Raw genomic sequence first — 13,201 nt, 5'->3', positions numbered from 1 at the left:
TCCCTCCTTACTGGGCGTACTCGCCGATTTTACCTTCCTTGAGGAAGGCCTTGACCTCGTTGTTGGAGACCTTGCGCGCCAGGATCTTGTCCAGCTCCTTCTTCAGGGCCTCCGGGGTGCCGTGCTGCTTCGCGTAGGCGGCGGTCTCCGGGGAGAGGCCGCGCACGCTGCGGGCGCTGTCGGCCTTGGCGGTGTTGATCTGGCTCTTCTGCATGCTGTCGCCCAGAAGGCCGTCCCCGCCTGCCACCTCGGCGACCGGCTGGGTGTCGGAGACCCGCCCCGCGTAGACCCACCCCTCCTTGCCGTCGGCCGTCTGCACCTTGAGCCAGCGCCCCTCACCCTCCACGAGGGTCAGCTCCGCGCCCACGGGGAGGTCGGCCAAGTTCGCCGCGCTCACCGACTGTTCCTTCTTGAGGGTGGTCCCTTCGCTCACCACCCAGCGTTTCTCGGCGCCAAGCGCCTGACCCGCGCACAGGGTCAGCAGCAGCAGCGCGCCGCCTAAAACTCGCTTCTTCATGGTTTCACCTCCGTGAATCGGCCGGAGCGGATCCGGCCGGGTTGTCGTCCCTTTACTTGTAATCGCCCGTGAGGACGAAGGCCCCCCAGTAGCCGGGGTGCGGGTAGCGGTTTCTCACGTGCAACATGGCCAGGCGCAGCGCCTGGGCCTTGTCGTTTTGGCCGTAGTCCCGGTAGAACTGCTTCATCAGTATGGCGCTTGAGACGTCGGAAACGCGCCACAGGCTGGAGACCAGGGCGTGGGTCCCGGCGAAGAGGAATGCGCGGTTCATGCCGATCACGTCGTCGCCGCTCTTCACGTCCCCCAAGCCGGTCTGGCAGGCGGAGAGCACCACGAGATCCGCCTTGATGTCCAGCCCGAACACCTCTTCCGCCTGCAGGCGACCGTCGTTCTTGCCGTCCTTGGCCAGCCGGATCGAGGAGAAGAGCGGGTTGACCGTGTCGAACTCGCCGTGCGAGGCGAGATGAATGATACCGAACTTGGCGATGTTCTCACGCACCCAGCTTTCGGTGGCCCGCTCCCGGGTCAGGGTGGTCACGTCGCTGTAGTTCCAGCGCAGCGTCCCGGCCTCCTTCTCGGCGAAGGGGAGGTCCAGCGCGGCGTTGCCGAGGTCCGGGTTGCCGATGGCCAGGATGCGCAGGTTCTTCTGTGCCTGGCGCCGGGCCAGGGTGTGGCGGTACACCGAGGCGGCCGGGAGGTGGAACAGGGTGTGCCGGTCCACCAGGTAGTCCCTGCCGTCGTAGAGGGTGGCGAAGGAGAGGTAGTGCAGGCTGCCGTGCGGCACGATGCCGATCGTCTGTCCTTCGGGCATGCCGGAGAGCGGCTCCGAGAGGAGGAGCCGGTACAGCTCCCGGGAGTTCTGCTCCAGCGGCTCCAGGTTCTGCAGCATGCGCCGGTAGGTGGCGATCCGGTCGGCGAGCTCCCGCGCGGAGACCTTGAGCACGAAGAGCCGCGAGCCCTGCCGCTCCAGGCGCCAGCAAAGGAGCCGGTCCGGGAGCTGGTAGTAGGAGAGGAGGGACACACCTGGCTCCAGCAGGGCCTGCACCTCGGCCGCCGTGACCGGCGTCACCTTCACCAGCGCCAGAAGCTCCGGACGGCGCCTCTCGATGTCGAGCAGGAGGTCCTGGTAGTCGGCGCGCAGCTTGTCCAGCGCCCCCGCGTACATGGTGCGCTCGGCAGGGGTCGCGGCCTGCTGCGCGAGCTGCTCCTGTTCCTGGATTTGCTCGCGCAGCCGGTTCTGGCGGTCGTAGAGGTCCTGGTCGGCGCCGCCGGAGAGGGAGAGGCGCTGCCGCCCCAGGATGTCGATCAGGTTCCTGGCCCGGGATCGCTCGGCGACGGCGAAGGCCTCGTCGTGGCGCTTGAGGTCCACGAGGAGCCCCACGAGCCCCTGGTAGACGTCCATCTTGTCCGCCAGGAAGCCGTCTTTCAACTGGTCCAGCCTGATCTCGGCGCGCAGCCCCTCCACCGTCTCCAGCGCCTGGCGGTAGGAGGCGACGGCACCCTCGCGGTCCCCCCCCTGTTCTTTGAGCCGCGCCAGGCCGAGCAGGGCGCGCCAGCGCACCTCCCTGAGCAGCATGGCGTCGGCGAGCTCCAGCGCTTTCGTGTAGCTTTCCGCCGCAGGGGCGTTCATGTTGCTGCGGGCCCGGGCGTCCCCCAGGGCCAGGTGGATCTTGGCCTGGTTCACCTTGTCGCCGATGGCTTCGGCAAGTCCCGCCGCCTCGGCGAGCAGTTTCAGCGCGCCCGCCGGGTCCCCCATCTTGAGCCGGGTCTGCCCCAGGTTCCTCAGGTCGTAGGCGATGGCCCAGCGCGAGCCGAGGGCCCGGTCGATGGAGAGGGCCTGCCCCAGGCTCTCCAGCGCACCCTGGTAGTCGCCCGACTCGCGCCGCACGAGCCCGATGTTGTTCAGCGTGGTGGCGCTCTCGTCGCGGCGCACCTCGAGCTTGCCGGCCAGCTCCAGGGCCTGTTTCAGCTCGACCAGGGCGCGCCTGTTGTCCCCCAGGGTCCACCAGATCAGGCCGCCGGTGTTCTTGGCCATCACCTGCTCCAGCGCCCAGCTCTCCTTGAGCGCCGCCTTTTCCACCTGCTCGCGCAGGTCGAAGGCCTCCTGGTAGCGCCCCTGGAACCAGGCGTTGTTCCCCTGCTCCAGCACGATGCGCATGCGGGTCTTCAGCTCGGAACTCCCCACCTTGGCCAGGGCCTCGCGGTACAGGGCATCGGCGCTCGGGAAGTTCCCCAAAAGGCGCTGGCAGCGACCCCGCTCCAGGATGGTCTCGGCCTCCAGGGCCTGGTTGCCGTTTTTCGCGTAGAGCTCCTGTGCCTTTTGGTAGTAGCGCTCGGCGACGGCGAACTGGTTCAGGCGCAGGTCGAAGATGCGCCCGAGGTTGCGGTACTGGTCGGCCAGGTTCAGCTCGTCTTTCAACTGGGCGCGCAACCCGGCCGCCTCCTCGAAGAGAGAGCGCGCGGCGGGATAATCGACCGCGTTCTCCATGACCACCCCAAAATCGGAAAGGGCGGCGGCCTGGTCCTTGGCGAGCCCGAGGTCGGCGAAGATGGAGACCCCTTCCTTGAGCGCCGCCGTCGCCTCCTTGAAGTGCTCCAGGCGCCCCTGCAAAAGCCCCAGCCGCAACAGGGCATCGGCGTGCTCGGCGGAGTACGGCTTTTCCTTGGCCAGCCGCTGCACCAGCAGTTCGGCATGGGCCACGGCGCGTTCCGTGAGCCCGGCGCCGAAGGCGCTCTCCCGTGCGTGGCGGTGCAGCGCGGCGCGGTTCTTGGCGAGCTCCGGGGTGGCATCGGCGACCACCAGGGCGTTGTCGAATAGGGCCAGGGCCTGGGCGTAGCGCCCGTCGTTGTGCGCCTGCACCGCTCTTTTTACGTAGTCGTTGAAGAGCTTCTTGGCGAGGAGGGCGCTCTCCCCGGCGTCGCCCCCCCAGTCGCCGATGAGGAGCCAACCTGCGGGAAGCTCCCGCCGCGCCTGGGCGAGCGAACGAAGAGCGTAGCTCTTCGCGAACGGGGTCAGGTCGGCGGGTCGGTCGGACAAGAGGAGGCTCGGCACCCCGACGAGGGTTGCCAGCTGCCCGAGGTACCAGGCCTCTCCCGCTCCCCCCCTGGGGGCCAGGAGCAGCGACACCGACTCGCCGTCGGCAAGCTGCACCAGGTCGCGACGCACCCCGCCGGCATCCTCCCAGGCAGCACTGAGGGTCCCCCCGTCCCCGGGCCGGTTCGGCACCGTGGGGAGGAGCCCGGCGGCGGCAGGAAGTGCCAGGGTGTGGGCGTCGGGAAGACGGGCCGGCAGTGCGTCGGCCGGGAGCTTCGTGAAAGGCGCCAGGGTCGGCCACACCCCCGCCGGGTCCAGCACCTGGGTCCGCAGCGGGCGGCGCTGCGCCACGCTCTTCAGGAGCTGGCTCGCGCTCACCCCCCAGCTGAGGACGTTCGCGGAGGCGAACTGTTCGGGCCTTTCGTAGAGGGCGACCAGGGCGGGGTCGTTCAGCCGGGGCGCGACCGCCGAGCGCGGCAGCGTTTCCGCCTTGAAGCCGTCCTTGCCGTCGAAGGCAAAGACGAGAAAGCGGTCGCCCGGAAGCGGTACGAGGCGCAGCACGGGACGCCCGGCAAGCCGCTCCATGACGTCGATCGCCTCGGCGGGCTGCGGCGCCAGGGCCTGGCAGAGCTTGGCCCCTTTGCCGGAAGCGCACTCCTTGCGGAACGAGGCCAGGAGCGCCGCGAAACGTTCCCTTTCACCGGCGCTGCCGCCCGAGAGCGCGGCCGACGAGGCGGCCAGCCGGAGCGCGCCGGGGCCGGCAACTGCGTAGTAGGGGGGAAGGAGCTCCAGCTTCTTGCCCAGTACCCCGTCGAGGACCGTCTGCTCCTGCTGCGCGCGCAGCTTCAGATAGGCGGCGTCCTCGGGCGCGGCCTTCCCGAGCGCGGCGCTCACGCGGTCCAGTTCCGCCAGGTGCGGCGCGCCCTTGCGCAGGAGTTCGACGGTGGCGCCGTCGTCGACGCCCAAGAGGCTCCGTCCCAGGATCTGCACCCGCTCCAGCTCGGAGAGCCGCTCCACCAGGGCGAACCCCTGCTCCGGGTCCTTGGCGGTCAGCGCCTCGATGCGCGGTGCGAAGCGCTCGGCAAGCTCGCCGAGCCGCAGGTCGTACTCCGTGGGGGGAAGCCGGTCCAGGAGTTTGAGGGCGGCGTCGTAATCCCCAAGCGCCGCCTGGGCGCGCCAGGCCATGGCGTCGTTGCCGGCGGCGCGCGCCTCGGCGAGCGCGGCGGTGTAGCCGGCCTGGGCCGCCTCGGAAAGCCCCAGCGCGACAAGCGTCGCCGCCCGGTTCAGGCGCGCCGCCAGGCGCGCCCCCACGGTGTGCCGTCCCTGTAGGGGCGAATAATCATTCGCCCCCCCCACTGCCGCGCCGGCTTTCAGCACCTTGTCCCAAGCTGCCACCGCCTTGTACAACAGCGCCTGCCGGCTGGCCTCGTCGGCACGCCCGGCGGCAAGCCGGGCCAGGATGGCGCCGGCGTCGTTGCCGTAGCGGGCGACCGCATCCGGCGGAAGCGCGTCGCGGTAGGTGTCGGCCAAGGCAGAGCAGGTCCCCTGCGACTCCAGGAATTCCGCCACCTCGCCCGGCGCGGCGTCCTCCGGGAGCAGCATCCCCCAGTTGACCAGGTTCAGCATGGCGCCCACGGCGTTGCCGTTTCTGAGTGCTACGGCGGTCGCCTTCTTGAACCCCGCGGCGGCCGCGGCACGGTCCCCGCGGGCGTAGGCGAGCTGGGCGGCCCGGTGGCTCAAGAGCCCCACCCCGAAGAGGTCCCCCTCTGCCAGCTTTTCGACCCGTTCCGGGTAGCGCCCGAGCAGCTCCTTGAAGAGCTTCTCCGCCGTGGCGTTGTCGCCCAGGTCGGCGGCGATGCGCGCGAGGTAGCTCTGCGCCAGGCGCCTTTCCTGCTCCGCCGAGAAGCCGAAGGCGGCCTCGGTGGAGCCCCCCTTGTCCAGGGCGACGTTGGCGGCCACGTTGATCAGCCCGCCCCCGCGCTTGGGCGCGCTCTTCTTCTCGGGTGGGTACTGGTCCAAAAGCGCCAGCACCTCGGTGAACCCGTCCCGGGAGAGCGCCAGGAGCCTCTGCCGTTCCGCACCGGAGGCGGTCTCGGCCTGGCGGTAGGCGGAGATGCTCGCCGAGCGGCGGTTCGCCGCCAGGTTGGCATGGCGCCCGAGCGCCCGGTTCAGCCGGTAGGCCTGGTCGAAATGGGCCAAGGCCTGCTCGAAGCGCTCCGCGTCGAAGTTGGCAAGGCCCAGCCGGTCGTGCAGCTCCGCCCCGGTCTCCACCAGGCGCGGCACGTTGTCCAGCTCGCGCTCCACCGCGCTCGCCATCGCGTTCAGCTCCAGGAGGTACTTCTCCCCCTGCGGCACTCCCGCGCAGGCCTCGGCGGAGAGCTTACGCTGCCGCACCAGGAGGCCCCTCAGTGCCTCCTCGAACTTCCGCCACCCCGCTGCCGGGGGCGCTTCCACCCGGTCCGCGCCGAGCAGTTCCAGCTCCGCATTGATCGCCTGCTGCCCTGCGAGCCACTGCTCCTGCTGGGGAGAGAGCTTCTGCCCGGCGAAGAGACGCTCGTTGACCCGGCGGGTCAGGCGCCCGAACTGCTCCAGGGCACGCGCCGGCTCCAGGCGCGACTCGGCCAGCTTGAGCGCCCGGCCGTAGCCGTCGATGGCGGCCTGCTTCTCCCCCACCTGGAAGGCGACGGCGCCGTAGCGCTGCTCGAAGAGAAGCTCGGTGTCGACGTTGTCGAAGGGGACCTTGGCGGCGAGGCGCTGGCTGTAGAAGCTCCAGGCCGTGGCGTTGCGCCCCAGCAGGTACGCGATGTTGCCGATGTTGAGGGAGAGGTTCGCGCTGTTCTCCGGGTTTTCCTGGGGATGGTTCAAAAGCTTGGCGCGGCGGTAGAGGTTCAAGGCCCGCTCCAGCCCCCCCCGCTCGCCGTGCACCGTCTCCAACACCTCCGCGATGTAGCCGCGGGTCTGGAATGGGTACTCGGAGCCGGGCAGCCGCTCGGCGGCGCGGGCGATCAGGCGGTCCCCCTCCTTGAGGGATTCCTTCCCCGGGAGGTAGGTGTAGCAGAACCCCGCGCCGTAGAGGAGCACCGGGTCCTCCGGGTAGGATTGCAGCATCTTCTTGTACAGCTCCAGGAGCTCCCGGGCCTGCCCCTGGGCGGCCACGGACTTTATGTAGCCGCGGTGCGCCTCGAGGCTCTTCCCCTCGTAGCGGATCAGGTCCAGGAAGGCGGCGCGGGCGGCGGAGACCTCACCCAGGCGGTACAGGCTCTCGCCGGCGGCGAGGCTCTTTCTCAGGTAGGCGGCGCGGGCGAGCTGGTACAGCGGCGCATCCTCGGGATGCTCACCCATCTCCTTTTCATAGAGTGCCGTCGCCTCGCCGTAACGCTCCTCGCGGTAGAGGATCTCGGCCAGCGCGAAGCGGGCCGCGGCGGTCGGTGTGGCGATCGCGGGGAACTGCTCCAGCACGGTGCGGTAGGCGTCCTTGGCGCGCACCCAGTCGCCCCCGCGGTAAGCGAGGTCGCCGACCCGATTCCAGGCCCCCATGGCCAGACGCGGCAGGTTGGCGCGGTACTGCTCGGCCAGGGCCGCCAGGCGCTCGCGCGCGTCGGCGTTTTTCGCCGTCAGCTGGTCCAGGATCTCGGCGATCGCTGCCTCGGCCCACTGCTCCTGCCGGTCGTATTTCTTGGCCACCTCGACCAGGGCCGCGACCGATCCCTCCCCCCCCTCGATCCGGGCCAAAAGCCTCGCACGGCGGTAGGCGGCCTCGGCCAGGATCTCAGGAGCGGCGGAGGTTTCGGCGAGTGCCTTCTCGAAGCGGGCGATGGCGGCCAACTGGTCTTCCGCGCCGGAGCCGTATTCCGCCTGGAGCCGGGCGCCGTCCACGAGGGCCCGGGCCGTCGCGTCGCTCCCCTTGCCTTGCGCCGCCCGCAGCATCTCTTGCTGGGCCTCGGCGATCACCGTCTTGCGGCGTCCGGCGACCACCACCTCTTCGCAGCGGCTCTCCGCCTCCAGCCGCAGCCGCGCGATCGCGGCAAGCGACGATTCCGGGAAGGTTGTGTAGCGGTGCGCGGCCTCGGCGTAGCGATCCTGGGCCTGGCTGCGCTCGCCGCCCTGCTCCATGAGCCCGGCGAGGGCCAGCGAGGCCAGCGCCCCTTCCCGCGTAGGCGCCTCCTCCCGCGCCAGCACGCGCAGGCAGGCGAGCCGTGCCGTGGCCGGGTCCGCCGGCTGGCGCTCCAGGATCACCCGGGCCACCTGCCATTGACCGGCGGGGTCCGCCTGGTCGGGGACCTCCCCCGAAACCGGCAGCGACAGCACCTGCCCCCCCGCCGCCGCGCCCGCCACGAAGAGCACCCGGTCCCCGGCCGGGACCGGGGCCGCGGTGGAGAGAAGGCCGGAGGTGAGCGGGAAGGCGGCCGGGAAACCGTGGCTTCCATCGCGCTTTAGTTGCAGCCGGAACACCGCTCCCCCGTCGGGCCCGTCCGCCGCATCCCCGGTCGGGGGAGCGAAGCGGGTGAAGAGGAGGGTCTCGCCGTCCTGCCAGACCGGGTAGAGGTCGCGCTCGGCGCCGGTGGTGAGCTGGGTCAGGCGCCCTCCTTTCTCCCAGAGCCAGAGGTCCCCCCCCGGATCCTTGTCGCGGGAGACGAAGGCGATCCGGTTGCCGTCGGGGGATGCCGCCGCGAAGGCCGCGTCGATGCCGATGGGGAGAACTTCCCCCTTGCCTGTGCCCAGTTCCAGGCGCACCAGGTCGCGGCGCTCGGCGCCGGGGAGCTGGCGCTGGTAATAGAGGGCGCTCCCGTCGGGGGAGAAGCCCGGTGCGTCTTCGCCTGCGTCGTTGCCGGTGAGCCGGCGCGGCTCGGCGCCCGCTCTGGCCAGGTCGAGGAGCCAGATGTCCCCCTTCAGGTCGTCGCGCTCGTCGGCGTAGGCGAGTTGCGTCCCCGCCGCGTTGAAGGCGGGAGCGGAGATGCGCACGGGGCTCTTGGACAAAAGGCGCGGCAGTTCCGCCACGTTGCCGGCCGGGTGCAGCCAGAGCTCGTACCCCGCGTCCCCCTTTTCCACCGTGGCGATCCACCTACCGTCCCGGGAGCGAGTGGCGTAGAGCACGGACTGCGGGGTGTAGACCGCCGGCGTCGGCGCCACTTCCGGGCGCGAGCGCGGGGCCGGGCGCGGCGCTGCCGGAGCGAGCAGCTCCTCGCCCAGCGGCACCGCTTCCGCCCTCCCGGAGAGGAGCGCGGCGAGGGCCAATAGCAGGGTGATCTTTCTGGCGACGGCGTTCATCGGGTTACCCATTTCCCGTCATCCTCTTGCACCTTGGTGCCGGGGGCGCTGTTCTGGCGGTTCACCCGCGCGAAGACCTTGCGGATGGCGGGGAGGTCCTTCGCCGTGAAGTTCTCGTTGGTCTGCACCACCCGGAGCATCAGGATCTCGCGTGAGCGGTTCACTTCGTTCACCACCTGGCGGAATTCCCCCTCGCCGAAGCGGCCGGCGAAGGCCTTCAGGTCTGCCGGGGCCTTTTCCGGGACCTCGCGCGGGAAGCCGGTCAGGGTCCCCTCCAGGTTTTCCCCCACCCACCCAAGCCGTTTCAGGGCCTCGACGTCGTCTGCGTGGAAGGCGATGTTTTCCAGCGCCTGCGCGGCCTCCTGCTGTTCCGGCGAATGTTTGGGCGGCGTTTCCACCCGGCCGGTGGGCGAGACCCCGCGCACCGACGCGACCAGGAGCACGTCCTCGGAAAGCGCGTTGTAGGTTCCCAGTACCTGGTTTTCCAGCGAGGTCCGCTCGCTCGCCACGTTGACGTCGACCTTGGCGAGAGTGCAGCCGTAACTTGACGCCAGCAGCAAAACCACGACCGCCAACTTTGCGGGAGCCAGGAGGAGGGGGCGAATCGACAATTGACAATCGACGATGGACAACGGGGTCGACCAACGTCGAACGTCGAACGGTGAACGGTTTTGAAGGTTCAACGTAGAACGTAGAACACAGAACGTAGAACCTGTTTTAGTCCTTGGCATTGCTCCTCCTTTTCAGAGACGGCTTACCTTTTTCATCGATGACCAGCGTGTCGGAACGGACCAGGTCCAAAAGGGTCCTGGACGAGGCGATGGCGACGAGCAGCCGCTTCAGTTCGTTCTGGATGGGGAGTTCCGAGATGCGCAGGCGCTCGATCCTCGGGATGGCCACGTCGACTCCCTTCACCACCACCTCCCCCTCGCAGTCGAGGGCGCCGTCGACGGCGCTCACCCGCAACCCTTTCAGGTCGGCAACCTGCAGTGACTTGCGCTGCGCCACGATCTTCTCGTTACGCTGGTACGGATCGAGCGCGAAGAGGGCGCGGTCCAGGATGCGCGAGCTGAAACGGCGCAGGTTCAGGTTCAGGCGCATCCCTTCCAGGAGCGCGCGCTGTTCGGTGGCAAGGGGCGCGGAGAGGCTCAGCTCGCCGGTCAGTTCCCCTTCCCCGCCGGGACGCTCCCCCCCCGCCGCCGGGAAGAGGAGCACCGGGTCGAGGCGGGAGAAGTAGCAGTAGGTGGTGAGGACCGGGACATCGCGGGAGAGATCGATCATGCCGCGCGCCCGCACCGTCCCCCCTCCCACCTCGGCCTGGAAGAAGCTGACCCCCAGCGCCTCGGGCTCGAGGAGCAGGTCCGCCTCCAGGGCGCTGGCATCGATGGGAACGGCGCCGGACTTGAAGGAGGCGCTGCGGACACTGATCTTGCGCGGTCCCCCCATGAGCCCCCTCAGGTCCTCGTAGATGCGCGCCGACAGGTCCGAGTTGGGCGCTCCCAGGGGTGCTACCGGCGCCGGTCGCACCAGCCCCGCCGAGAGTGGTACCCACTCCTCCCCCTTCCCCTGCGATTGGGCCAGCGCGTAGCTGCGATCCAGCACGAGGTCCGCCCTGACGCCGCTCGCCGCCACCCCCTTGCCGTCCGCCACCCCGAAGTCGCGGCACTTGCCGTACCCCCGCACCCTCAGCTCGCGCGCGGCGGTGAGGTCGACACGCGCCCCAGCGGAGAGGTTCCCCGCCAGTCGCCACCCCGCCAGCACCTGCTTCGCCTCGGGCGGGAAGTTCCCCTCCAGGTGGGCGAACATGGTGGCGTCCAGGCGCCGCAACAGGGTGGCCGCGTCGAACTTCCCTCCCGGGTCCTCGAGGAGGGCATCGATCCGCCCGACGGTGAGGTCGGCGATCTGGGACAGCCCCAGCGAGGCGACCTTCAGCTCTTGGGTCAGCCGGAGCTCCTTCCACCCCGCCAGCTCCCCCTGCAGCGTGAGCGTCCCGGACTGCAGCGGCAGCGTTCCCGCCGTGCCCGAGAGGCCGGTGATCGACGCGAAACGGAAGCCGCCGTCCATGGCAAGCGGCTCTCCCGGACGCGGCAGGGACAGGCGCAGTTTCGGCGCCGTGGTGAGCCCCTGCACCCGGTAGCTCCCCCGGGGGGCGGGGACACGAAGCTCCAGGTCGGTCAACTCGAGCGCCAGTTCGGCCCGCTCCAGCAAAGCGAGGCTTCCCTTCGCCTTGCGCAACGGGTTCTCCTCCCTGGGGAGCGGGGCTAACGGCAGCGGCGCCGCGAAGTCCCAGGAGGAGGAGGCCAGGCCGGCGGCATCGAAACCGGCGGGAAGGAACGGGCGCGCGACCGGCATGAGGCGGCGCAGGTCCAGGCGCAGATTCCCCTTGCTGGCGGCGAGCTGCCGCCCCTGCCCGGTAAGGGCCGCTTCGGCATCGAGCGAGAGGGCATCGGACGCCGCAAGCGAGCAGGTGGCGTGCTGCACGGTCGGGCTCCCCCCCCCCTTGGGCGGCAGGTGCACCCCTTGGGCGGCGAGGCGCGCGCTGAACGGTTGCAGCGTCACCCGCTTCCCCTGCTGGTTCGCCTGCACGGTCCGGGCGGAAAGCTGCAACAGCGGCAGCGCGAGATCGAGGGCACCGCCGCTGAAGGTGCGCGCCTTCAGCTCCAGCTCCTCCCGCACCTGCTCCAGCGCCAGCTCGCTCCCCACCCCGGCCCGCTCCAGCTCCAGCGTCTGCCTGACGTCGGCCAGGGCGCGCTTCCCCTTCAGATCGATCGCGGTCAGGGCGAGCTTCACCCCCCCCTTCATCCCGTCCACCCGCACCGGCTTCTTGCCGGCCAGGTCCAGCCGGCGCCCCGTATAGGACAGGTCGGCCGCCACCCGCACCGGCTTCATCTTTTTCAGGGGAATCACCCCCTGGTCCAGCGAGAGGGCGATCCCCTCCCCCTGCAGGGGGCCGCCTGCCAGCGCCAGTTGCAGCCGCGGCAGCTCCACCCCTAATTTCTCGATCCGCACCGTCCCGTCGTTGGCCGGCCCCTCGAGGCGCACCTGCAACCTTACGAGCGACACCGTCCCCTCAAGCTCCCGCACCGGCAGGTTCTCGGGGAGAAAGGGTGCCGCCACCTGCCGGGCCCGTCCGAGCTCCAGGCGCAGCGGCCCCAGCTCCGCAGCGACGCTGCGCGACTTCTCGGTGGGGCGGTCGACCAGCGCGTGCCAGGACGCTGCGATCAGCCCGGGGCTCGCCAGGCTCCCCTCCTCGAAGGCCACCTGCTGGCGCTCGTGGTTGCTGACGAGTTTTTGGCGCAGACGCAGGTTCAGGGGGCCAAGGCCGCCCCTTTTGCCCGGCAGGCGGCTCACGGCCAGCCGGTCGCCGTCCAGGGCGAGCGCCACGCGCAGGTCTCCGGCTCGGTCGGTCTGCGCCTTCAGGTCCAGCGCCAGCTTCCCCCCCAGCTCCGGGACGGGCTTCCTGGCGAAGGGTGCCGCGAGACGGACCAGCTCGGGGAGGGAAAGGGCCAGGTTGGCCTTGAGCCCCTCGGGACGGGTCACCCCGCCGACGGCGCTGAAATCGACACCCGGAAGAGCCGCCCGCGCGGTGAAGGAGGCGGCCGCGGGCTTGATGCGGTAGGCTGCCGTGACCAGGTCGGCGAGCTCGGCGCTCAGGCGCACCGGCTGCGGCTTCCCCTCGTCCACCGCGACCTTCCCGGAGAACGAAGTACGGATGGGGAGCCGGCTCAGCGAAGGAACGGCGAGGCCGAAGGTGAAGTCGCTCAGGAGCAGGTCGCGCTTGGAGTCGGGGTCGGCGTAGTGGATCTTCATGGGGGCGGCATCCGCCGAGAGGCGCAGGTCGAGCGGCAGCGGCCACTCCATGGACTGGAACTTCTGCACCCCTTCCGCGATGCGGGTCAGCGGATCCTTGAGCGGCTTTGCCTCGGGGGGCTTCGGGGGGCCGGGGGCGAGCTCGGCCTCAAGCGTCCTGACCTTTAGGTCGACGCTCAGGCACCAGCGCCCGGTCCCCTTGTCGCGGGAAAGGCCCGGTTCGAGTTTCAGCTGCTGCAGGGACGCGTGCAGAAGCGGCGGTGGTCCGTCGCCGAGCACCAGCCCGGTGAGGGCGATGCCGTCGGACCAGGAGACGTCGAGGTCGGACCAGGAAACCGGTTTTTTCAGGGCCTTGGAGATCCCCAGCCGCAGCAGGGACTGCGCCGGGTCGGTGGAGAGGAGGGCAGGCAGGAACGCCACCAACAGCACCAGCAGGAGGAGGGCGGAGAGCGCAAAGGTGCAGCCCACGAAAATGACGCGTCTGACACGAAGGGTACTGATGTAGGCAAGGAGGCGACGGAGCATCAGTCAATGTCCCAGGGGTACGGAGGAAAATTTCGAAGAGTTTTTGT

Annotated in this window: 4 protein-coding genes; all 4 read right to left on the bottom strand. The window is 70.0% G+C overall.

The genetic code is table 11. The features are described 5' to 3' along the window. Positions 1-7: 7 nt before the first annotated feature. Positions 8-517 (bottom strand): SH3 domain-containing protein, encoded by a 510-nt coding sequence (locus KP003_RS01085; RefSeq protein WP_216499144.1) that lies wholly within the window; start codon positions 515-517, stop codon positions 8-10. 52 nt (positions 518-569) lie between these two features. Further along, entirely contained in the window at positions 570-8,831 is an 8,262-nt protein-coding gene (locus KP003_RS01080; RefSeq protein WP_217300231.1) for a CHAT domain-containing protein, read from the bottom strand. Further along, positions 8,816-9,385 carry a DUF1318 domain-containing protein gene (locus KP003_RS01075; RefSeq protein WP_239027588.1) on the bottom strand — a complete coding sequence of 190 codons (570 nt, stop codon included), beginning with the start codon at positions 9,383-9,385 and terminating at the stop codon, positions 8,816-8,818. The genes KP003_RS01080 and KP003_RS01075 overlap by 16 nt, the downstream gene beginning before the upstream one ends. A gap of 151 nt (positions 9,386-9,536) precedes the next feature. Then, the gene (locus tag KP003_RS01070) at positions 9,537-13,154 is read right to left on the bottom strand and encodes a hypothetical protein (protein WP_216499147.1); all 3,618 of its coding nucleotides are present in this window, start codon (positions 13,152-13,154) and stop codon (positions 9,537-9,539) included. Positions 13,155-13,201 lie beyond the last annotated feature (47 nt).

This window comes from Geomonas diazotrophica (assembly GCF_019063885.1).
Taxonomy (GTDB): Bacteria; Desulfobacterota; Desulfuromonadia; order Geobacterales; family Geobacteraceae; genus Geomonas; species Geomonas diazotrophica.
This window is presented reverse-complemented; position numbering and strand designations above follow the sequence as displayed.